Consider the following 21,551-nt stretch of genomic DNA (forward strand, 5'->3'; position numbering starts at 1 on the left):
GCGGTGCCGAGGCGCATCCACTATAATTTTGTTAAATTTTAAACCTTATCTTCATGCGAACGGGGCCGGTGGGCGGACAGGCACGGTCGAGGCAAGCGTGTCAGAAGAGGGTGAAATGCTGTTCAAATCGACGACCGGACGAAACGTCTTTGCCGTGGTAGCTTGCGGCGTCTTCGCGACGATTGCGACCTCCGGCGTGCTTTTCTACCGGGTGTACGAGAATGCGCGGGAAAACAGTCTCGACCACATGCGCCAGATCGCGCAGGCGGAAGCGCTGTCCTCGGAAAAGGACATCGGCGGCACCGTGCGGATCGCGAACGGCCTTGCGTCAGTTCTAGAAACAATGAAGCAGAGTGCCGACACGGATCGCGGCAAGGCCGACAAGATAATGCTTCACATGCTGGAGAGCACTCCCGATATCCTCGCGCTCTGGACCGGATGGGAGGCGAATGCCTTCGACGGAAAGGACGCGGAATTCGTAAATAAGCACGGCCATGACGGGACCGGCCGTTACGTACCCTACTGGGTTCGCGGCGGAGACGGCAAGGTCAGCAACACGGCCTTGACCGACTACGCGACGCCCGGCCCCGGAGATTACTACCAGGTCCCGTTCACGACACGGAAGACGGTGGTGATCGAACCATATCCATATATGATCGACGGCAGGGAAGTTCTCATGACCTCCATAGCCCGGCCGGTGTATTTCGAGGGCAAGGTCGTCGGAGTAGCGGGCCTCGACCTGTCGTTGTCGGATACCAACAAGGCACTTCAGGCCACCCATCCGATGGAAACTGGCTACATGAGCCTGGTCACCGGAGCGGGTAAAATCATCGCCCATCCCGATCCCGAATTGATCGGCAAGAGCCTTGTTGACGGAGGCGCGCAGACAAACGGGTGGGACAAGCTGATTGCGGAGCCTGGCATCGAGCGGGAGCTCGTGTCATCCGACGGGAGCACGCATCTGGCCGTCGCCTCAGTCGTGCACTTGACGCCTGATACTCAGTGGTATGCGATCGTCTCCGTACCGAAGTCGACAGTGTTCGCGCAGCTGAACGTGATGATACGCGACGCGATCGTCACCATCCTGGTCGCGGCAGCCCTGCTCGGTCTCGCGGGATGGCTCATCGCAGGCCGCTTTATCGGCCGCATTACGAATGTCATCGCCGAGACGGCGCAAATCGCGAAAGGCGAGCTCGATGTCCGATTGAAAGATTGCCAGGTGAAGGACGAGATCGGCGACCTCTCCCGTTCGCTCGACGTGCTTCTCCGCAGCAACCGTGAGAAGGCTCGTCTCGAGCGCGATGTCGAAAACAGTCGCAGCCTTGGCGAACAGGAACGAGTCGTCCGCGAACGCACGGCCGCCAGGGAAGCAGCCGACACCAAATTCGCGGTTGACAGCCTTGCCCATGCTCTGTCCCGGCTGGCCGACGGCGACGTTTCATACCGCATTCGCCAACCATTCGTCTTGGGGCTCGACGGCTTGCGCAACGATTTCAACGGTTCGGCCGAGAAACTCCAGGACGCGCTTGTACGGGTATCCGACAATGCCCGCGGCATCGACGCCGGCGCCAACGAAGTACGCGCGGCGGCTGACGATCTCGCCCGGAGAACGGAGCAGCAGGCGGCCGCCGTAGAGGAGACAGCAGCAGCCCTCGAAGAAATCAACACCACGGTGAACGACGCTGCCAAACGGGCTCGCGAAGCCGGGCAACTCGTTTCGCGCACGCGACTGGGAGCGGAACGCTCGGGGGACATTGTCCGGCAGGCGGTCACCGCGATGGAGCGTATCGAACAGTCTTCCAGTCAGATATCGAACATTATCGGCGTCATCGACGAGATCGCATTCCAGACGAACCTTCTCGCACTCAACGCCGGCGTCGAGGCTGCCCGAGCCGGAGAGGCTGGCAAAGGATTCGCCGTGGTTGCGCAGGAGGTGCGAGAGCTGGCACAGCGGTCAGCCAACGCTGCCAAGGAAATCAAGGCTTTGATCACCACATCGAACAAGCAGGTCGATGAAGGCGTTCAACTTGTCGGCAGCACCGGAAAGGCGCTCGACGCTATCGTGACAGAGGTCCAGGAAATCAATCAACACGTAAACGCCATCGTCGAATCCGCGCAGGAACAGGCAACCGGGCTTCAGCACATCAATACCGCGATCAACCAGATCGACCAGGACACGCAAAGGAACGCCGCCTTGGTCGAAGAGACTACGGCCGCTGCGCATACGCTGGCAACGGAAGTTCAAGCGCTCAACCAGTTGATCGGCCAGTTCGAGCTCGGGCGCGGATCCGAACCTCGCAACACGGCTCGCGCGGCTGCCTGAGAGGATGGGTTCCCGCCGGCTTCCTATTGTTTGAGGCGGCGGCGGCGAGTGGTCGGTCGCTCTCCTACTTAGCCAGGATGCAACAGTAAAAGGCCGTCGACTTCGACGACTTTCGACCCTTTGATGCGGATAGATCCAGCCGTCCAAGGGGGCGCCGAGGAAACGGTTGATCGACAACGGCATTTCGAACAGCCGAGCAATGCCTTACCCGCCTCCTCGATCTCGTCATCGTAGCGGCGTGTAGCGTTTAAAGGGCTGACGGACGCTAAGAGGCCATCAGCGAGCCGACGACTCGGACTCGAAGCTCACGAGGCTTTCAGCGTGACGTAGCCGTCGCGGCGACCCAGTCTTGTTTCGCGAAGAGCCGGGCATTGCCGGAGCACATGGAGGAGAAAAGTAGTCGCCTCCTCTACCTCCAGACAACACGCGCTTCTTTCGAGGAAACGACACTCTAATAGCGGAAACTTGCAGATGTTCAGGCTTTTCGGGCCGCGTTAAAGCATGCAGGCTACCGAAAAAAGAGACCGCGGCGGACGGGTTGGGCGCTCGACTGCCGTTTCGTTGGCCGCAGGCAGAAACCGGAAAAACTCCTGCGTTCACCATCTCCGCCGTGTCCGGTTGACGCGCCGCGATCTCGCATGGGTAAGTCGCCAATCCCGTATTAGTTCCCGATTGGTCACGGATTGACCGTCCGCGAATTGGACTACTCGTCGAACAGTACGGCTGACACGACGTCTCCGGTGACAGGATCGAGATAGACATCCGCCTGGAGTCTGGAGGACGTAAGCGCACGAACGTGATAACATGTTCCCTCGACATCCAGGGTCACGATCGTCTTGTAACCGGCATCTGCTGCCCGTCTCGATATCGTATCCTTGTCCAACCACTCCGAACGAGGATATCGCGTGCAGTCTTGCCCGGCCCCGGTGGCGACAGTTGCCGACTGGGCCGTAAACAACAGGACAAAACCCCACACGATCGGTCTGATAACGAACATCGTCTTCCATGAGGTCTGCAACCTGTCGAAGCTCTGTCAGAGGTCCATGGAAATCCCGTTGTCATACGCTACCGCGAAAGTTCGACCAGCGCCTCGAAACCATCGATCCGCCCACGCGCGGGCGAAAACAGAGTGAGCTTCCCGCCCATTTCGATGACGATCCGGTCAGCTATAGCAAGCCCAAGCCCTGTGCCGGACGCAGACGTCCGACCGCGCCGGAACCGGTTCTTCAGGCCGGATAGCTCGTGTTCTTGAACGATATCGCAGGCATTGGTGACGCTTACGGAATGATCCCCGGTCACCTCCACGAGCACCGGAAGCGTGGAGTCGCCGTGAAGGAAAGCGTTCTCGATCAAGTTTCGCATGACGATGCCGAATGCATCGACGTCCACTCGACGCGGCATCGACTTGAGGTGCGGGTGCCTGAGTTCCACCTTTCTGTCGAGACCCGGTACGCGCTGGAGATCAAGCACGACGATAGCGAGGACCTGCAGGAGATCGACCTCGGTCTCCTTGCTGCCAATGCCGGATTCCGCGCGGGCGAGCTGCAAAAGCTTTTCAGCCAGATGTCCAAGATCGCGTAGCGATTTTTCGATCTTGCGGGCGCGCACTTTTGCCGGGCCGTCCGGAAGCTCTTCGACGAGCCGCTGGGTCTGCGCAAGCGCGCCGGCGATTGGAGTTCGCAGTTCGTGCGCGCTGTTCGCCGTGAATTCACGTTCGGCCGCGAAGGCATTTCTCAGTCTTTCGAGCAGCAGATTCACCGAATGGGCGATCGGCGTCAGTTCTTCCGGAAGATGCGCTTCTTCGAGCGGAGCCATGTTGCCACCGTCCTTCGTCGCGATGGCCTGCCGTAAGGCTCCGATCGGTTTCAGGGCGCGCCCGATCACCAGCCAGATCGAGACGATGCTCGCCGGGATCAGGAGGAGAAGCGGGATAAGCATCGTCACCGCGCTTTCGCGGACCGCCTCGCGTCGATTGGAGAAGCGGTCTGCCACCTGCAGGATCAGCTTGCCGTCGGGACTGACGGACGTGAACACCCGATACTTCGTCGTATCGCTGAAGCCTTTGTCCATTTCCGGCTGGATCACGGTGGACGGAGCATCGTCCGACTTCAGCAGCAAGCGGCCCGAGGGATCGCGGACCTGATAGACGAGATACTCGCGCCGGCCGGACCTGTTGAGGCTTTCAATCTCAAGGCCGTCGGCCTGCTGACGCAGTTCGAGATCGTCTACTGTCAGAGCGAGAAGCCTTTCCGCTGTCTCCTGGAGCGCGCTGTCGAACACCTCGTCCAGTTCGTGCCGCATGACAAGAACGCCAAGGCCAAGCGCGACAAGCCAGAAGGCGACGAGCATTCCGGTCAGGGAAAGCATGAGCGGTCGCGTGATGCTCGCCCTGTTCCTCATCTGTCACCCATCGCATCGCCGAAGGCATAACCGAGCCCCCGAACGGTCCTGATCCTGTCGCGACCGATCTTCTTGCGCAGCCGGCTGACATAGACCTCGACGGTGTTGCTCTCGATCTCGGAACCGAACGCATAAAGCGCCTCTTCGATCCGGTCTTTCGCGACGATGTTGCCGGGGCGGGCCACGAGCAGATCGAGCACCGCCCATTCGCGTGCCGTGAGGTCCACGGTCTTGTCCGAGACGGTGATCCGATGCTCGGTGCGCTGAATCTCGATCGTCCCGAACGTCAACACGGGTTGAGGCTTTGCATCGTAGCGTCGAGCGACCGCGGCGATCCTGGCCTCGAGCTCACCCAGATTGAAAGGCTTGACGAGATAGTCGTCAGCGCCGGCGTTCAATCCTTCGATACGGTCGGAGATCTGATCGCGCGCCGTCAGGACGATCACCGGTGTCGTATCTCCCGACTTTCGCATCCGTCCCAAGAAGTCGATACCGCTACCGTCCGGGAGCTGGAGATCGAGCAGAACCAGCCCATAGCGCACCGAGCCGAGCGCGGCTTCGGCATCGGCGATCATCCGCATCCAGTCGACGGCATGGTTCGAGGCAGCGACGTGGTCGCGTACTGCCTCACCGATGAGGTCATGATCCTCTACGAGCAATATACGCAGTGCTGAAACTCCTCGGAGCGTTTCAATATCCCTACCACGGGCGGACGGTCGTACCAGAGCGATGTTAGGCGAGGATGAACGACAAACTCTTATGGACACCCGTATCCTTCAGGTGCCTGTCAGCTTCAGGTCGCACGGTTGGCAAACGCCATCCTCCGCGCTATCGAAGGGCCAACCTCCCATGTCCACCACACGCAGGCATCTCCGGTCGCGACTTGCGCAGGCGTTCGCCATCTCCATGGCAGCAGCCGGCATCTGCCTGGGTGGCTACCTCGGATATCTCCAGCTTAGCGGCAATTTCCACACGGTCATCGAGGGCCAGCTCTACCGCTCTGCCCAACCATCAGCGGCCAGCCTGGAGGGCTACGTTCGACTTTACGGTATCAAGACTGTGATCAATCTCCGCGGCCCCGAGCGCAGGGAGCACTGGTACACAGAGGAGATAGCGACCTCGAGCCGGCTCGGCATCGATCATGTCGATTTCGCCATGTCCGCCTCTCGAGAGGTTACACCGGAGACTGCCGACAAGCTGGTGGAGATCATGAAGAACGCCCCGAAACCGATCCTCATCCACTGCAAGTCCGGTGCGGACCGCAGCGGCATTGCAGCAGCGCTCTACAGCCATAAGATCGCGGGACACGACGAAGAAATGTCGGAAGGTCAGTTGTCGATCGCCTTCGGACATATCGCCGTTCCCTATCTCTCGCAAGCATTTGCCATGGACCGGAGCTGGGAATATCTCGAGAAGCAGGCCCCCACCAAAGGCTAGTTGGCTTGGTCCGAAGGCGCGATCAGGCGCCGTGCGAGATACCAGCAGACAAGCGCCCAGGTCGCCCCGGCGCACCAGCCACCCAGCACGTCCGTCGGATAATGCACGCCGAGAAGCACCCGGCTGCTTCCGATGATCAACGTCAGGAACACGCCCGTCGCCAACATGAAGACCTTCGCCGCACGCGTCGGTTGATGCCGTGCCAGCAGGCCGCCGAGCGTCAGGTAGGTGACCGCCGAGAGCATCGCATGCCCGCTCGGGAAGCTGAAGTCGTTGATGTCGACCAGATGCGGAACGATATCGGGACGCTGGCGTGCGATGAAGATCTTCAGGGTCGTGCTCAGGAGCCAGCCGCCGGCGATCGCCAGGAAGACAAAGAGCGCCATGGCCTTCCGGCGCACGGACAGGAGGTAGAGAACGGTCAGGAACGTCGCCAGGGTCAGCACGGTCACGCCGCCCAGACTGGTGATGTCCGTGGCCGCATGGGAGACCCACGCGGATCCGACGGTTCGTGTCAGGTCTCCGGGCTGGCGGAGCGCCAGAAGCACCGTCTCGTCGATACCTTTCGTGTCACCTTCGAGGACCTCGTCGGCAAGCCACTGGAAGAACAGCACGCCGCCGGAAACGACCCCGAAGATCATCAACCCGAGAGGCTCGACGCCTTTCAGTCGTCCGACAACAGGACGCAACACAGCAGGAAGGCTTGGCATCGGTTCTCTTTCATCGTTTGCTGTCATTAGAAGGCAGCGTTTTCGGTCGTGACGGCCGTCAGGCTGCGAGCCAGCCAAGCCAGACTGAATGGCTTCGTGAGAAAGTCGGTCGCGCCGCACCGCAGCGCTTCCATCTGGTCAGATATCTGATCGAACGCCGTGAGGACGACGACGGGAACCGCGCCTTTCGCTGCCCTCAGCGCTTGAAGTAGGGTCAGCCCGCTGCCATCGGGAAGCCTGAGATCGAGAAGGACGACGCCAAACTCGCTGCCCGTGGCGGCTGCACACGCCTCGCCAAGTGTCGCACACCAGACGACCGCGTGACCCATCGCCTCCACGTGGTCGCGGATGGCCTCTCCGAGGATCACGTTGTCCTCGACAAGCAGCACCTTCATAGATCAGAACCCGTCATGTCATCACCGTGACGTAGACCGAGCTGCAAAGGAAAATTACGTTGGCCGAGATCAGGCAGAGGACAGCGAACGAGCCGAGGTCCTTCGCATGTTTCGCGGTCGTCGAGACTTCCGGAGAGATGCGATCGACGATCTCCTCGATGGCCGTATTCAGAGCCTCGAAGCCTATCAGGGCAAGAAACAGAACCGCCGCTGCCGCCATCGTCGGAACGCTGACACCGAGAGCCGCGTAGATGACCGTCAACACGGCCCCTGCCCCGACCTCCTGCCGAAACGCCGCTTCCTTCCATGCGCGCGAGAGGCCGCCTGCCGAGTAGCCGCTTGCGGCGATGAAGTGCGCCATGCCCGTAAGCTTGCGCGGTTGAGTGTCATTGTCCATGTGGTGTTGCCTTTCTGCAGGCAGCGAAGATGTCGAGCGCCGGGTCGTAGACGGTCGTCCGGACATTCATCATGCCGAGGACGCTGTGGAAAAGATTGTCGTGCGAACGCTCCATACCAACCGTGGCTTCAAGGCACGTACGATCGAGATCCATCGATCGGGTAAAGGCATCGTCGAGCCAGACAAAGAACGGCACGTGGGTCTGGACATCGGGTGCGATGACGTAGGGTGCGCCATGTAGGTAGAGGCCGTTCTCCCCGAGAGACTCGCCGTGGTCCGACATGTAGACCAACGCCGTCTGCAAGGCTGCGGACCGCTTCTTCAACGTCTCGATGACGCTCGACAGGACATGGTCGGTGTAGAGGATGCTGTTGTCGTAGGCATTGACGATCTCCTCATCCTTGCAGTTGCCGAGTTCGGCCGTCCGGCAGTCCGGGGTGAACGTCCTGAACGCCTCGGGGTAGCGCAGATAGTAGGTCGGGCCGTGACTACCCATGGTGTGAAGCACGAGAACGCTGTCCTTCTCGACCTGGTCGAGCCAGGTGTCGAGGCGATCGGGAAAGATACCGTCCTGGCACTCGCCCATCATGCAGAAGCGCCCGTCCGCAGTCTTGACCAGGTCGATAAAGGTCACGCGGTCTGCGACGCCCTTGCTGCCCGTATTGTTGTCCCACCAGACGACGTCGGCACCTGCATGTTTCAGGACGTCGAGAAGCGTCTCGGTTCGAAGTCCTTTGTCGTGGGTGTAGCCAGCTCGGGTGAGGTTCGAAAACATGCACGGGATGGACACGGCCGTCGCCGTGCCGCAGCTTGTCGTCTTGGGAAAGTAGACGATGTCCTGTCGGCTCAGCTCTGGATTGGTCTGGCGAGCATAGCCTCCAAGGGAGAAGTTCTGCGCCCTGGCGGTCTCGCCAGCAACGATGATCGTGACGCGAGGTCTCTTGTCAGTGGCTCCGACATTGGCGATCTCAGCGTCAAGGCCGAGCGGCTCCGCAACGACGTCGGTCTCGCCGCTCGTCTGCAGCAGAAACTTTGCCGTGCCCACAAGCGGCGTGCCAGGATTGAGGCTCTTGACGAGATCCTTGTGCTGCCGAAGCATTGCCGTGAACGGTTTGGAATTGATGACAAACACGCCGGCCGACACGACGAGGCAGAGGACGATCACGGCTAGATTGCGCGGCACCTTCTGAAGGTAGGGCCGGTGGACGATCCGTATCCACAGCAAAGCCGCGATCGGCAGCACGGCGAACAGCAGCATGTGCAGAGCCAGACCCGGCGTGATCAGATGCTGTGCCTCCGCGGGCGTGGTCTGAGCCGCGTTGCGGACCATGTCGTCGTCGATGACAACACCGAACCTGTCCATGAACCATGAGCCGATCGCGGACGCGGTGATCAGCACGATGGAAAATGGCCGGATCAGAAACTTCACCGAAAACGCGGCCAGGAGAGCAATATGGAGGGCAAGGACGATGACGAACAGTCCAGCGACGCCGCCCGGATGATCCGCAAGATACGCCACAGCCTTCGACCAGAAGGTCCGGTTCGTGAAGCAGACGAGAAAGGCTGCAACAAGCATGCTGGTCGGAATGCTTCCGAGAGACGGGCGGTAGACGCTTCGTATCAAACTCTGTCTTCGGGAAGTCACATCGCACCTGGTTGTCTGGATCGGGCAGTTGCTTTCGGTTCCGGAAAAACGTCAGACGCAAACTGCTAAGGTCGTGATGACGGGCCAAACTGACAGAAACCTGAAAGCGTGCTGCGAAAGGCTCATAATCAAGCACTGGATATCCCCTACAATGTCGTCGAGGCTTGCGCGCGGCATGGTGCCAGCAAGTCCAGCGACCGGTCGTAGACGTTGGTCACGACATTCATCATTCCGAGCACCGTGTGGAAGAGGTTGTCGTGCGAAGCAGGTGCCTCTGCGATGCCTTGCACGCAGGTCAGGTTCAGGCCCGTGACTTTGGTGTACGAAGGCGTGAACCAGGTGATGAACGGCACGTGCGTCTGCTGGACAGGCGCGAACATGTATGGCGCACCGTGGAGGTACAGTCCGTTTTCGCCGAGCGACTCTCCATGATCCGACATGTAGATCATCGCGCCGTTGATCTCAGCCTCGTGCTTCTTCAGCAGCTTGATCACCTCGGCGAGATTGTGATCCGTGTAGAGGATGGTGTTGTCGTACGCGTTGACGATCTCCTCATTGGAACAGTCCGATAGTTGGGCTGTGCGGCAGTCCGGCTTGAAACGGCGAAAGGCTTCAGGGTAGCGCTGGAAGTACGCAGGGCCATGGCTGCCCGCCTGATGCAGGACGATTGTCGTATTTCGTTTTACGTCCGCCAGCTTGCGGTCAAGTTCACCCAGGAAGATGTCGTCCAGGCACTCCCCGTCACGGCAGAAGACCGAGTCTTTCTGACGCGTCATGCTCGCGAAACTGACAAGATCGGCAATACCCTTGCTGCCGGTGTTGTTGTCCCACCAGACACTTTCGATGCCGGCCCGGTGAAGAACATCCATCAGGGTGTCGGTGGAACGCGCCTTGCGGTCCGTGTACTCGGTCTTCCTGTAGACGGAAAACATGCAAGGAAGGGAAACGGCAGTCGCTGTTCCACAGCTCGTCGTCTGCGTGAAGTTGAAGACCCCGAGAGCCTTCAGTTCAGGATTGGTTTCACGCGCGTAGCCGTTCAGGGAAAAGTTCATAGCGCGTGCCGTTTCCCCGGCAACGATTACCGTGACGAACGGCTTGCCCGATTTTGCGATGACCGGACCCAGTCTGGCATCCAGGCCTATCGGCGCACGCACGACGCCTGCATCCCGAAAGGCGCTAACGCCAAGCGATATCGCAGAGGTGATTGGCGAAAACGGCGTCAGCTTGGCCATCATGTCCCGGTGCTGGCGAATGTTGGAGGAGATGCCTGCGTAGTTTGCAAGGACAAGTCCGAGACACCCGAAAAGAAGAACGGTCACGACGACGGTGTTGGCTACCAGCATCTTGAAGAAGGGCCGATGGCGCACACGAACGAGGAGAACGAGAACGGACGGCAGGACCCCGAAGAACAGGACATGCAGCAGAAAGGGAGGCGTCGTCAGATGGCCGGCTTCCTGAGGTGTCGTGACTGCCGCGTTGCGCAGCATCTCCTTATCGATGATCACGCCGAAGGTGTCCGTGAAATACGATGCCACCGCTCCGGACAAGATAGCGAACACGAGGGCAGGTTTGATGAGGTATTTGGCGGAAAGAACGACGAGTCCCGCCGCAACCAGGAACATGATGGCCAGACCAAAACCAAAGAAGCCTGCATGGAACCCGCCGAACACGTTGAAGGCGTCGTTGAAGAACGAAAGGTTGAGTGTTGCCAGGAGGTAGAAGGTGACGAGGAAACAGAGGGGGATGCTTCCAATGGACGGTCGTTTGAAAATGACGAAGGACAATGCTAGCTCCGGGAGGTACGACGATCGCGTCCCCCTGATCGGCTCCGATCCTGACAGCGGCCTGAACGGACGGTTGCTCGCGGCTTGTCTGATCATCGGTCATTACGGCGGACAGAGCGACGTCGCCGCCCTGTCCGTCGAAAGTCGTCTTATCGTACAGGTTCCAGTTCGGGGCGTGTCCGGGCCGCCGACATCGTCGAGACGACCAGGACAACGATCAGCAGGCCTAGCGTCACCATCGACGCCGCACCGCGGGGAGGTCCATGCCGCCCTTTTCCAACGGCTTGGTCAGAAGGTCGCCGAATGTCGCGCCGAATGGGCGCGTGAAGACGAAGGCGATCCAGAACAGCAGGATGTGGTTGAGCCGCGTCGTGTGGAGGCAGACGACGACCGCGCCGATGATGGCGGCCGTTACCAAGGCGCCTTGCAGATAGCTGAGGTCCATGTTGTCGGTGAGGGAAATCGCCGAACGCATTACCGAGACTGTTGGAGAAGACGACCGCGAACCAGAACGGGACCTCCACGTCGCGGCGTATGGCGGGGTAGACGGCGAGGTTACTGGCGCGGGCATACCCGACGCCAAGCTCGCCATGAGGCCCGCAACGAGGAGCGCCGATCCCGAGGCGTAGCCCAGCCCGAAGGACCGGTCCAACATGTCGGATATCTCGGTGCCGGCGGCCGTGGTCGCCACGATCGCGAGCCAGAAGAGCGCGCGATTGTAGCGCGGCGCGCGGATCTGGAAGAACAGTATGACCGCGAGCGCGAAAAACGTGATGGCGAAGCCGACATAGTAGGCGAGGTCAGGAGTCATCGACAGGAAGTCGCCTGTGGTCTCGCCAAGCGTGGTGGCGAGGATCTTCATGATCCAGATGGCCACGGTGACCGCCGCGACCTTGCCGATGACGCGCGTTGTCCAGGGCATGCGTTCCGTGCTGCGGTGCATGATCTGTCTCAGGTATGATGGGGTGGGAGGTAAGCGATGCGTAACCCGTTCTGACGACGGCCACGACAGCCGTCCAGATCCAGGCCCGTCGCCCGGTCATGAGGTCGCAGGAATACAAGCACCATCATGGTGCCGTGACATCCGGATCGCGGTTCAGTCCTTGATCTCGGTGATAACCTGATGCCTGTAATCTCTGCTTGCATTGCCTCTGAATCGACAATGCCTGTCGATCCGCCGTCGAAAACCGAAGTCCTCCGTCGCGATGGATGGTAAGTCCACGGATCGCATGTTGCTGTACCGATATCACCGGGCGTACTCTGCGCTCGCGCTCGAGCGACAGGAATCCCGACCATGAAGACTATGCTTTCAGGCTGGCCCCTTTGGGCTCTTCTATCTGCGGGCTTCGCTGCGCTGACGGCGATTTTCGCGAAGGTCGGCGTTGAGAACGTCAACTCCGACTTTGCCACCTTCGTGCGCACCATCGTCATTTTGCTGGCTGCAGCGCTCATGCTCTGGATCACTGGCAACTGGCAGCAGCCGTCTTCGGTATCGCCGCGAAGCTGGCTGTTCATTATCCTGTCTGGGTTTGCCACAGGTGCTTCATGGATCTGCTATTTCCGCGCGTTGAAGCTCGGCGATGCCGCGCGTGTCGCCCCGGTCGACAAGCTCTCCGTCGTCCTCGTCGCCGTCTTCGCTGTCGTTTTCCTGGGAGAACGGCTCTCCGTACCCAACTGGATCGGCATCGTCATGATCGCAACAGGAGCCGTTCTGGTAGCCTACCGCAGCTAGAGAGGAACCGCCTCGTGTTCTCGATAGAAAGCGTGAAGGCAGGGTTATGGTTGGCGTTTTCCATTTTCGCGAACGGAAAGTACTCGACTGCGTCCGGCTGCACCTTGCGAGACGGGTGACCGTGCATGGTTGACCTCCTTCTCGAAAGTGGGATGTGCCGTCGATGGTTGCGGTCGGGAAGAACGAGAACGACGCATTTGAGCTCGATCTTGGCACTAGACAATTCGAAGTCACTAACATGTCCCTGTCGCCTCCGGCTTCCGACGATGATGTCGAACGCTTGGCGAGCATTGGAAATTCCTGTCGCCTGGCGTGCTGTCTGTCAGGGGTTTTTCGAGAGCTTGCCGTCCCCCCGCGCTCATGCGACGTTCACTTGAACGACGGACGACAGGGTTCGCCAACTTGCAACGGGCGCGCCTGGTCGGGAGGTTGGGCGAACTGGACGGACCCCGTCCTTCAAGACCACTTTTCCGCGTGACCCTAACCGCATGCTATCTTCCGTCACGGCCAGGACAGTCGGCTCGTCTTCCATCTGCACGTCGCGGGCAAGGAACGCTGCGGCGGCCGAGATACCGTCACGAACGACAGGGGTCCGTCCGCGAGTTCCGCGCTCGCTAGGAACGAGTTCATGGACTCTCGAGACTGGCGGGTCCGACCTCGGTCAACGTGACCGGCCATTTTAGGACGTCCAAAGAGCTCGAAACCTGGAAGAACTGCCGTTGTCCGTCATTATGTCGGGGATGCCCTTTCTGACAAGCTCCGGCATCACGTCACTTGAAGCGCCGTCAATTCCGCTTTGACGACCGCGCTTCTGACGAACGGATTGAGATTATTCGCGGCCTTGGAAAGGCGAGTTCCCCTCTTGCCGCGTCTTGACGTGGGGAGCCAGCGCCGCGCGAAATCACATTCGCTCGCTCAGGGCGATAGACTGCCTGCTCGCGCAAACCTGAACGCGCTAGCGATCCTCAGGCGACATATGACGCAAACGAACGGACAGCTCCTGTACCTCTTGTATTTCGTACGAAAGGTACCTCCTTACCGGGGATGGAGGCCGTTTGGAAAGCGACAGTCCCGGCCTCCACTCGGTTTTCGGACGGATCGGTCGCGGGCTGAACCCGCCGGCGCAGTTCGGGCAGACATTGAAGAGTTCCGTGTCGACGCAGTTTGCGCAAAACGTGCATTCGTATGAACATATCTGTGCTTCCGACGAGTGCGGAGGCAGGTCGCGGTCACAGAATTCACAGTTTGGTCTCAACTCGAGCGCCATGCTAACACCTATCATCAGCGGTTTGATAATCGCGGCGGCGTGTCACCGTCCGCCGACAGATCTTAGCCGGTCGCAATCGGGTCGCTACGAGCAGGACTGCCAAACAGAGTTACGATCGTGCCAAAAGAAGTGAGTTCGAGAGATAAGCGCGTTGTCGCGCTGGCCTACAACGGTCTTTGCACGTTCGAATTCGGCATCGTCTCCGAGGTGTTCGGGCTGGAACGTCCCGAACTTGAACCCGGCTGGTATCGCTTTACAGTTTGCGCTGAACATCCTGGTAGGCTGGAGACGAACGTCGGGATCACCATAGACATACCCAACGGGCTTGAATGTCTCCAAGACGCCGGGACCATCATCATTCCAGGCTGGAATTTGAAGGGTCCTGAACCGTCCCAAAACCTATGTGACACGCTAATCGCGGCGCATGGTCGAGGCGCCAGACTGGTCAGTATCTGCTCAGGCGCTTTCCTTCTCGCGGCAACCGGCTTGCTTGCGCATCGTACCGCAACGACTCACTGGAAGCACGGCTCGCTTCTACGTTCGCTCTACCCCGCCGTTCACGTCGACGATACCGCCCTCTACACGGACGACGTCGACATCCTCACATCGGCCGGCTCTGCCGCAGGCATCGATTTGTTGCTGCACATGATACGCAAAGACATCGGTCCGGAAGCAGCCAACAGCGTAGCGCGCCGCATGGTAACCGCGGGACATCGTCTGGGGGGTCAAGCGCAGTTCATCGAAAGGCCCAAGTCGATCATATCGGACGACCGCTTGGGCGCGTTGTTGGATCGTGTCCAGCGCGAACTGGAGCAACCATGGAACATGGAGACGATGGCCGGATGCGCAGTCATGAGCAAACGTACGTTCGCTCGGAAGTTCAAGGCCGTGACCGGCGTCAGTCCCGGAGCTTGGCTGAATTCGGAACGTCTGGCTTTGGCACGTGACCTTTTGGAGCGTACAAAGCATTCGTTAGACAGCATCGCGGAGGAGACCGGGCTGGGGACCGCGGCGAACATGCGCCTTCATTTCAACAAGGCGTTCGGGATTTCGCCCGATCTCTATCGTAGACAGTTCGCGCACCTGCGACAACCTACGGGAACAGGCAGCAAAGGCCGCATCTGAAGTCCTTGGGTATCTTTATTCTCCGCGCGGGCTACCCGGCGATAGAATCCACAGCGGTGCACTCCGATCATTTGGGAATTCGAAGCACTCGATGCGCCTATCCGTTAAATACGCTCGGGCGGCAGTTGGGCTTTCCAGAGTGCCGTGGTGGCCCGACGTCCACGTTGGACTGGCGAGTGGACCCTCGGAACCTGTGCGCACCGACGTGACGTGTGGCACTGAACTATGGCTCAGTAGATGATACTCCGGTACACCGGCGTCTGTGATCGCCTTGTAGCAACCAGCTGCCTTCCTGGCGCTGCCTGGGTATCGTGATGCGCGCCGTCCGTCGAACGCCACGCGTTATCATCAGCTGGACACACCGGTCTCTTGGTACTGTCCTTCGCTCGCGAAAGGCAAGCGGTATGCTGCGTGAACAGCACTGTCGGGCCGCGGCGGTGCGTCGTGTCCGCGAAAACGCTGTCGGCCACAACCAGAGCTGCCGCGGTTCGATCGAAGATCACTCGATGCCCTCTTGCTCCCCCTGGATGACGTTGCTAGGTTCACTGGACAGGCCCGTAGCTCAGCGGTTAGAGCCGTCGGCTCATAACCGATTGGTCGCCAGTTCGAATCTGGCCGGGCCTACCATGATATTGTAGTTCGTCATCATAGATGATCGTTTCGGCGATCCGATCATCCTAACGAACTCTGTTTTCGTACAGTAAGTCGTCCCAGTCGAAGCACCTCGAAATGAATTTGTGTAATCACCTGCGCCGAAGCGATTGTGTTACGAGTGTCTCCTCGGCCTTGGCCAGAAGATCGGCCCCGCCACTGATCGTCTCATCGTTGGCGACACCCGCAGCCGCCCACAGAGCACGCCTTCGAACTTTTATCGCTACCGCAGATAGAAATCGGCCATCCAACTATATGATAGCCTAATCATAAAAAAGGTCTGCACCTGTGCGAACGGATAAGCCTTTTCCCTTATGGCCTGTTTGTGAGTTGGCTGGGGATGAACCCCTTTCGCTCGCCTGGCCGAGCGCCGAGGCCGGCGAAAATCTGCAGGTTGAGTTTGTCCGCCAACTCAGGCGGCGGCTCTTTGTTGTCGAGAACAATGATCTGCATCGACGGATCGACAGACGCCAGGCTTTCCCAAAATTTTGGCTCGATCGTAGGCTCGATACGGTCATCGTCCGCTTCGACGTCAGATTGGTCGCGACGTTGCTTTACGGTCGTCAGCGGAGAGTCCAGAACGACAAATCCCGGATGCGGCTTCCCGCGGCTGCGGCAATATCTCAACAATGCCACTGAAATAGCCGCGTGCATAACGGCTCGGAACCCCTTCCCGTGGGCGCGACGGACCTTCCCGTTGACCTTGACGTCATACTGGCTCTCCTCGAACTCGACCCTGACGTCTTCCTTCCAAGACCAATCCTTGAGGACCGCTTCGATCTCCCTGCAGAGTTCGGTCGTGGCCATAGGATCGAGCGGGGCCCATTTCAGCTTTTTCTGCGGCTCTTCAATAGCCCTCTCGAGTTCCGCTTTCATCATCTCGAGCTTGGCCGCTTCGGATCGGTTGGCGCGAGCCGACTGCAGATCGAGCCGCTTCTTGACCAAGTCGCCCAGCGACGCTTTGCTCTGCTGACGGGCCGGGATCAAGACGGCGTCTTGCAGCCTGTCGATCTCCCGCAGTCGAGCAGCATCGTCGCTCGCGCTACGCTTCCAGTCGTCGCGCCTCCGTTGCAGGTCAGAGATTGCGATCTGCAGATCAGTCTGCAATCCACGTATCTTGGCGGCTTCCGCCGAAGCAGATGCATAGACTTCTTGAGAGCTGAATCTAGGTTCAGGGTGATCTGGGTGCTCGTGTCCCGCCCCTTCGAGAGCCTGTCCGCATAGAGGACAATCGCTGATCTGTAGTCCATCAAGATAGTAGGAGCCTTCAGCGATGAAATCGAGACGCTGGAGATCAGACGAATACCTTTCGTCGAGCAGCAGATAACGCGTCAGCATGGCATCGAGGGCGCCAACCTGCGTCTCGGACTTTACAAGTGACTGATAAACGGCTCCCCTCTCTGCGTAGAGCCGCGAACGCTCGGCCGCGTTTTGTTCGAGCGCTTCCGACAGTCTGGTAATGGTCGCCTCCAGGCGGTCGATGCTTTCCTCTTCCTCGACCTCCTGACGCTCCTTCAAACGGGCGTTCAGTGGAGCGATCAAGTCAGCCAGGAGATCGCGCTGCGCTCGAAGCCGCACCGAAACGATTTCGCGTCGTTCCTGGGCGACGATGCTGGCATCGTCTTTTCCGGTGAGCAGATAGGAGAACATGCGCTTCTCTGGCGTGTCGCCGAACGCGCCCCGCAAAATAGGCGAACCTTCAGTAATGATGTCGTTCTCGTCGACGAGGAGTATCGGCAGCATGGTTCGGATTGACAGCCGTTGCGTCTCGCCGACGGCATTTTTGCGCAGCGTCACCGTCTCCGGCAGCCCAAAGAACGGGAACACCCTTGACGTGACGTCGCGTACGACGGACCGCCCCTGCCGCTTTGACGCGAGGATTTCCGCCTCGGTGTCATCGCGTCGAAGCCGGTCTTCGTCGGGCCGAGGCACCTCGAGATTGTCGTTGCCGATCAGATCGCAAATGGACTGGGAATAGGCCAGAATTTCCCCGCCATGGAGACTGCGCTCAAGTGTGAGAACTTCATCGTCTGCGTTCCGGAACTCGAGCCAAACCGTCTCGTAGGCGGCGGCCTCGTCAATCGTCTTCTTCAGTTCATCGGCGCCGAGGACGTAGTCTACGAGCCTTGCAAGATAGCTCTTCCCGGTATCCGAGTCACCTGAAACCACGTTTGGACCGCGATTGAAGCGTATCATCGCGTCCAGCTGGTCCCTTCCAGTTATTCGTATCTCAGCTATTCGCGACATTAGAGAACAATGTCCTTCAAGGCTGCCAAGGTATCGAATTCCGCTCCCCACTCACCTACCTGAGCCGCCATGTAGGCCTGCAGACGATCATCGGCATACGGGTCGAACCTGTCGGACACCCATTTGGCACGATCCCGCAATCCCTCGGCATAACTTGTCTTCATAAGTCCAACGAACGCGGCTGTGAGGTCGGAGGCGGAGTAATAGATTCCCCGATCAGTCATGTTTCTGACGACGAGCTCTCTCGCGCACATCAGCGACAGGCCTGTGTCGACGACCTGCCGTTTTACAACCCATTCCGCCCCGCGATTCGGCACCGCCGGATGCAGGCTCGGACGTGACGCATCGACGTCGCCGGAGTGAACGATTAGGTAGTCATAGCTGATGAGACGTTGGACGTCGAATAGAGCCGGCATCGATGCCGACAATATGAACAGCAACCGAAAACCGCATTCGACGGGGGTGTTGAACAGGCGTGGCGGTTGCGGTGTTGCTTCACTGCCCGCGGAATTAGTCATTCCGGCACCACTTCGCTATGCCGTCGTTCGCAAGATGATGGCATATGCCTTCGCGATCTAACGGTTCCATGTGATCTTTGAGGGCATGAGCGTCGATCTCTTGCTGCTGGGCCGCCTTTACCGTTGCCGTCAGACGCTCATGTCCGCTGGCCGCCGCACCATTATACGTATGATAGAGGCCGTCCCCGAACTTTGTCACCAGATCATGGAAAAATTCGACCTGCTGCATCTGGTCATGAGCAAGGCGTTTGAGCCCTTCGGCGCTATAAAACGTGATGCGCGAACGCTCGAACAGTGACGCGGATTTGCGGTGGGTCGCGAAATCTGCCTCTTTTGTCACGGGTGCGGAAATCATCTCGCTGATCACCTCATAAAGCTGCTGAACGTACCCGCGCTCCTCTTCTGCGACCGTAGACGGCGGAGGTGGAGCTTTCTCTCGGTCAATCAGCGGCTTGCCAAACACTATCCTATGGAAAGTAGTCTCGGCGTGTTCTGCGAGTATATCAAGGGGCTGCTTGACCCTGACTAGCGAAAGGTCCACGCCCTCTACAAAGGTCAGAAGTTTATCTTCAAGCTTGATGACTTTTTTACCGATTATCTCCGTGGAGCAATACTTGTCCCAGTTTTGGGTCAGTTCGAACTTCAAATCGTCGGGGTAATCGATTAGGTCCTGGAAATCATTCGTTACCCCTCTGTGGGTAACAAACCAATACTCCTTCGGCATGGAAAATTTGCCGATCGACGCGAAATAAAGAACCTTGCCGATTTCAGCGAGGCCGACCCTGACACCGATCTTGGCGTTGTAACGCTTGCATTGGTATAGATGCCAAAACCGGTCTGGAGAGCCTGGCGCACCGAACCACACTACGATGTCACGACCCTTGTCGCCAGCACCGCCGCGTTGCTGCACATCGTTCACTCCCGCGAGTTTCCCATTGAGATAGCCATGGGCCCACTCGAGCACGAACCGCTCGAACTCGTCAGGGCTGAATAGCCCGAGCCTGTCGAGCGGTTTGACCGGAAGGCCATGGACGAAACCGACGCCGAGTAACCGGGCATTGGCGCCGGGCCACTTCGTCGGGACGTCGACCACTTGCAGATCGTCATTTTGCATTCTGAAAAATCCGCCAGTCAGGGTTCGCAACATATAGAGGCTACTTAGAAGGTACAAGTCAGAGGTGTGTCGGCAAGAGACGGAAGGGCATCTGACTTAAACGCAACCTGAATTAAGTTCACATCGTTGCAGTAGCCGCGGGACTTCAACCTCATCGTTACGGGATGGTCGTGATTCAGTCGCGACCATCGTCCTTGAGCCTTGTCGTGTTCCAGGTTCGCGTCCGCCTGCCGCTTGAGTTGATCAAAAGCGTCAATGACGGGCGCATTCCGGACTTCAAGTATATTAAGTTCCAGGCGGACCGACCGCAGGGGCAAAGTGGGTGAAAGGAACGCGCATTTGGTGCGGAACAACGGCGGCGCCGCGCGGGGGGAGTTTGTCCATGAACGGATTACGACCGGACGTTACAGGGCGACGCTGGGAAGGTCATGCCGGATCCCGCTGCCAGTAGATACCGACCACCCGCGTCTTACGTCTTGAAGGATCTTACAACACCGGCTTGGCAGGAAAAGGAGGGAATGCTGCAATGCCATGCCATGGCTGATTTCGCAACCTCGTTTACCGATGTAGAGGCTCACCAGGTTCGAAGTTGACTTTTCGCTCTTCGGACAAACTGACGGCGTTCGGAAGAACGATGCCTCACAGATCAACCCGTGCAAAGCCAATCGCGTCCAACGTCTCAGCCACGCGGTTTATTGGCGGTGCATCTTAATCGGGAACATTGCAGGAGTGGGCTGGTTGGCAAAGACCTCAAACGGAAGGAACTTCCATGTTCATGAGAGTCGACCAGCTGCAGGCTAACCTGCCTGCGCCAAAGCGCGCTGACCCAAATGCCGCCGCGGCCTTGCAGGAACTCCTCGGAGGCAAATACGGCGAGATGTCGACGCTTGGGAACTACATGTTCCAGAGCTTCAACTTCCGATCGAAAGAAAAACTGAAGCCGTTCTACAGCCTTGTCGCCGCTATTACGGCCGAGGAGCTCGGCCACGTCGAACTCGTTAGCAACGGCATTGCTATGCTGAACAATGGCCCGGATGTTCCGGACGGCGACACCGGAGATGGCGGTGATATCTCGGGAGCTCCATTTGAAGACATGAAGGATATGCGGCTCGCAGCGGCCTTCCTGTCGGGAGGCGGCGGTGCGATGCCGGTGAACAGCAACGGCGTTTCCTGGAACAACGACTTCATCACGACGACCGGCAATGTCGTGCTCGATCTGCTGCACAACTTTCATCTCGAATGCGGCGCACGGCTTCACAAGCTACGCGTCTACGAGACACTCAGTGATCCGACGGGCCGCGAAGTCTGCGGTTATCTCCTCGTGCGCGGATCGGTGCATGCACACGCCTACGCGCTCGCATTGCAGAAGGTGACAGGGGTCGATGTGAAGAAGTTTCTGCCGACCCCAAACATCCCGCTCGATAAAATCCCGGAATGCCAGAAGTACTTGGACGAGGGGTCGCATCGCCGGCTCTACACCTTCAGTCCCAATGACTACAAGGAGATGTCCGGCATCTGGGGCAACGGCGAAGTGGCGCTTCCCACCGATCCGCCAGGAGAACTCGAAGTCGTCGATGGAATGCCCGAAGGCGGCAAAATCCACCAGCTGGTCGGTGTGCCCTCCGCGTTTACGCCTGACTATGCACCTGAGGAAATGTTTGAGATCGCTGAAAAGCTTTATAAAAAGTCACGGTAACCAGATTGGGGAGCACCGTTTCGATGCTCCCCATTGATGTCGATGAAGGCGTGCTCAGTAGGGGCTTCGGTCTCGGTAAGGGGTGACGATTGGGCATCCATGCGCCCACG

At 59.0% G+C, this 21,551-nt stretch carries 17 protein-coding genes and 1 tRNA gene; 6 read left to right on the forward strand and 12 right to left on the reverse strand.

Annotated features, from left to right (window positions below; genetic code table 11):
- Positions 1-115: 115 nt before the first annotated feature.
- Complete coding sequence (locus ASG25_RS09430; RefSeq protein ID WP_062472871.1) at positions 116-2,323, forward strand: methyl-accepting chemotaxis protein; 2,208 nt, start codon at positions 116-118, stop codon at positions 2,321-2,323.
- A gap of 1,065 nt (positions 2,324-3,388) precedes the next feature.
- Here the strand turns inward: ASG25_RS09430 and ASG25_RS09440 are convergent.
- Together ASG25_RS09440 and ASG25_RS09445 are read right to left on the reverse strand one after the other, a co-directional pair.
- Positions 3,389-4,690 (reverse strand): sensor histidine kinase, encoded by a 1,302-nt coding sequence (locus ASG25_RS09440; protein WP_244479354.1) that lies wholly within the window; start codon positions 4,688-4,690, stop codon positions 3,389-3,391.
- Between the two features lie 29 nt (positions 4,691-4,719).
- The gene (locus ASG25_RS09445) at positions 4,720-5,391 is read right to left on the reverse strand and encodes a response regulator transcription factor (protein WP_062474403.1); all 672 of its coding nucleotides are present in this window, start codon (positions 5,389-5,391) and stop codon (positions 4,720-4,722) included.
- Between the two features lie 181 nt (positions 5,392-5,572).
- Between ASG25_RS09445 and ASG25_RS09450 the strand changes: the two genes are divergently transcribed.
- Positions 5,573-6,160: a dual specificity protein phosphatase family protein gene (locus ASG25_RS09450; protein ID WP_348271266.1), complete on the forward strand. Its 588-nt coding sequence runs from the start codon at positions 5,573-5,575 to the stop codon at positions 6,158-6,160.
- On the opposite strand, the gene ASG25_RS09455 is transcribed toward ASG25_RS09450, so the two are convergent.
- The 6 genes from ASG25_RS09455 to ASG25_RS09480 all read right to left on the reverse strand — a co-directional run bounded on the left by ASG25_RS09455 (position 6,157) and on the right by ASG25_RS09480 (position 12,034).
- Positions 6,157-6,870, reverse strand: a complete 714-nt coding sequence (locus ASG25_RS09455; RefSeq protein WP_062472876.1) for a phosphatase PAP2 family protein — start codon at positions 6,868-6,870, stop codon at positions 6,157-6,159. The genes ASG25_RS09450 and ASG25_RS09455 overlap by 4 nt on opposite strands.
- A gap of 26 nt (positions 6,871-6,896) precedes the next feature.
- The gene (locus tag ASG25_RS09460) at positions 6,897-7,265 is read right to left on the reverse strand and encodes a response regulator (protein WP_062472878.1); all 369 of its coding nucleotides are present in this window, start codon (positions 7,263-7,265) and stop codon (positions 6,897-6,899) included.
- Positions 7,266-7,278: 13 nt separating this feature from the next.
- Positions 7,279-7,662 (reverse strand): diacylglycerol kinase, encoded by a 384-nt coding sequence (locus tag ASG25_RS09465; protein ID WP_062472881.1) that lies wholly within the window; start codon positions 7,660-7,662, stop codon positions 7,279-7,281.
- Positions 7,652-9,238: a phosphoethanolamine--lipid A transferase gene (locus ASG25_RS09470; RefSeq protein WP_082480032.1), complete on the reverse strand. Its 1,587-nt coding sequence runs from the start codon at positions 9,236-9,238 to the stop codon at positions 7,652-7,654. Before ASG25_RS09470 ends, ASG25_RS09465 begins: the two co-directional genes overlap by 11 nt.
- A 215-nt stretch (positions 9,239-9,453) precedes the next feature.
- Positions 9,454-11,187, reverse strand: a complete 1,734-nt coding sequence (locus ASG25_RS09475) for a phosphoethanolamine--lipid A transferase (RefSeq protein WP_082480033.1) — start codon at positions 11,185-11,187, stop codon at positions 9,454-9,456.
- A gap of 136 nt (positions 11,188-11,323) precedes the next feature.
- Entirely contained in the window at positions 11,324-12,034 is a 711-nt protein-coding gene (locus tag ASG25_RS09480) for a hypothetical protein (protein ID WP_244479355.1), read from the reverse strand.
- Positions 12,035-12,385: 351 nt separating this feature from the next.
- On the opposite strand from ASG25_RS09480, the gene ASG25_RS09485 reads away from it, so the two are divergent.
- Positions 12,386-12,823 carry an EamA family transporter gene (locus ASG25_RS09485; protein WP_062472884.1) on the forward strand — a complete coding sequence of 146 codons (438 nt, stop codon included), beginning with the start codon at positions 12,386-12,388 and terminating at the stop codon, positions 12,821-12,823.
- 955 nt (positions 12,824-13,778) lie between these two features.
- On the opposite strand, the gene ASG25_RS22205 is transcribed toward ASG25_RS09485, so the two are convergent.
- Positions 13,779-14,090 carry a DUF1272 domain-containing protein gene (locus ASG25_RS22205; RefSeq protein ID WP_082480034.1) on the reverse strand — a complete coding sequence of 104 codons (312 nt, stop codon included), beginning with the start codon at positions 14,088-14,090 and terminating at the stop codon, positions 13,779-13,781.
- A 117-nt stretch (positions 14,091-14,207) separates the two neighbouring features.
- Here ASG25_RS22205 and ASG25_RS09490 point away from each other — a divergent pair, with 117 nt between their 5' ends.
- Both ASG25_RS09490 and ASG25_RS09495 read left to right on the forward strand, forming a co-directional pair.
- Positions 14,208-15,215, forward strand: coding sequence for a helix-turn-helix domain-containing protein (locus ASG25_RS09490; RefSeq protein WP_062472886.1), 1,008 nt, complete (start codon positions 14,208-14,210; stop codon positions 15,213-15,215).
- Positions 15,216-15,766: 551 nt separating this feature from the next.
- A tRNA-Ile gene (locus tag ASG25_RS09495) sits at positions 15,767-15,842 on the forward strand.
- 336 nt (positions 15,843-16,178) lie between these two features.
- Here ASG25_RS09495 and ASG25_RS09500 read toward each other — a convergent pair.
- Genes ASG25_RS09500 through ASG25_RS09510 form a run of 3 tightly spaced genes read right to left on the reverse strand, consistent with a single transcriptional unit; the run spans position 16,179 to position 19,745 of the window.
- Positions 16,179-18,062: a hypothetical protein gene (locus ASG25_RS09500; RefSeq protein ID WP_156466868.1), complete on the reverse strand. Its 1,884-nt coding sequence runs from the start codon at positions 18,060-18,062 to the stop codon at positions 16,179-16,181.
- Between the two features lie 50 nt (positions 18,063-18,112).
- Positions 18,113-18,631, reverse strand: a complete 519-nt coding sequence (locus ASG25_RS09505) for an ABC-three component system middle component 2 (RefSeq protein ID WP_062472890.1) — start codon at positions 18,629-18,631, stop codon at positions 18,113-18,115.
- Complete coding sequence (locus tag ASG25_RS09510; RefSeq protein WP_062474410.1) at positions 18,624-19,745, reverse strand: ABC-three component system protein; 1,122 nt, start codon at positions 19,743-19,745, stop codon at positions 18,624-18,626. Before ASG25_RS09510 ends, ASG25_RS09505 begins: the two co-directional genes overlap by 8 nt.
- Before the next feature lie 769 nt (positions 19,746-20,514).
- Between ASG25_RS09510 and ASG25_RS09515 the strand changes: the two genes are divergently transcribed.
- Positions 20,515-21,441 carry a manganese catalase family protein gene (locus ASG25_RS09515; protein WP_062472892.1) on the forward strand — a complete coding sequence of 309 codons (927 nt, stop codon included), beginning with the start codon at positions 20,515-20,517 and terminating at the stop codon, positions 21,439-21,441.
- Positions 21,442-21,551: the final 110 nt, after the last annotated feature.

Origin of the sequence: Rhizobium sp. Leaf384 (assembly GCF_001424065.1) — a bacterium.
Taxonomy (GTDB): domain Bacteria; phylum Pseudomonadota; class Alphaproteobacteria; order Rhizobiales; family Rhizobiaceae; genus Ferranicluibacter.

What these genes read in the sequence shown, in the direction of transcription:
- ASG25_RS09430 (WP_062472871.1), top strand. Translation starts at nt 116, where the DNA reads ATGCTGTTCAAATCGACGACCGGACGAAACGTCTTTGCCGTGGTAGCT.
- ASG25_RS09440 (WP_244479354.1), bottom strand. Translation starts at nt 4,690, where the DNA reads ATGCTTTCCCTGACCGGAATGCTCGTCGCCTTCTGGCTTGTCGCGCTT.
- ASG25_RS09450 (WP_348271266.1), top strand. Translation starts at nt 5,573, where the DNA reads ATGTCCACCACACGCAGGCATCTCCGGTCGCGACTTGCGCAGGCGTTC.
- ASG25_RS09455 (WP_062472876.1), bottom strand. Translation starts at nt 6,870, where the DNA reads ATGCCAAGCCTTCCTGCTGTGTTGCGTCCTGTTGTCGGACGACTGAAA.
- ASG25_RS09460 (WP_062472878.1), bottom strand. Translation starts at nt 7,265, where the DNA reads ATGAAGGTGCTGCTTGTCGAGGACAACGTGATCCTCGGAGAGGCCATC.
- ASG25_RS09465 (WP_062472881.1), bottom strand. Translation starts at nt 7,662, where the DNA reads ATGGACAATGACACTCAACCGCGCAAGCTTACGGGCATGGCGCACTTC.
- ASG25_RS09470 (WP_082480032.1), bottom strand. Translation starts at nt 9,238, where the DNA reads ATGCTTGTTGCAGCCTTTCTCGTCTGCTTCACGAACCGGACCTTCTGG.
- ASG25_RS09475 (WP_082480033.1), bottom strand. Translation starts at nt 11,187, where the DNA reads ATGATCAGACAAGCCGCGAGCAACCGTCCGTTCAGGCCGCTGTCAGGA.
- ASG25_RS09480 (WP_244479355.1), bottom strand. Translation starts at nt 12,034, where the DNA reads ATGCACCGCAGCACGGAACGCATGCCCTGGACAACGCGCGTCATCGGC.
- ASG25_RS09485 (WP_062472884.1), top strand. Translation starts at nt 12,386, where the DNA reads ATGAAGACTATGCTTTCAGGCTGGCCCCTTTGGGCTCTTCTATCTGCG.
- ASG25_RS22205 (WP_082480034.1), bottom strand. Translation starts at nt 14,090, where the DNA reads ATGGCGCTCGAGTTGAGACCAAACTGTGAATTCTGTGACCGCGACCTG.
- ASG25_RS09500 (WP_156466868.1), bottom strand. Translation starts at nt 18,062, where the DNA reads ATGATACGCTTCAATCGCGGTCCAAACGTGGTTTCAGGTGACTCGGAT.
- ASG25_RS09505 (WP_062472890.1), bottom strand. Translation starts at nt 18,631, where the DNA reads ATGACTAATTCCGCGGGCAGTGAAGCAACACCGCAACCGCCACGCCTG.
- ASG25_RS09510 (WP_062474410.1), bottom strand. Translation starts at nt 19,745, where the DNA reads ATGCAAAATGACGATCTGCAAGTGGTCGACGTCCCGACGAAGTGGCCC.
- ASG25_RS09515 (WP_062472892.1), top strand. Translation starts at nt 20,515, where the DNA reads ATGTTCATGAGAGTCGACCAGCTGCAGGCTAACCTGCCTGCGCCAAAG.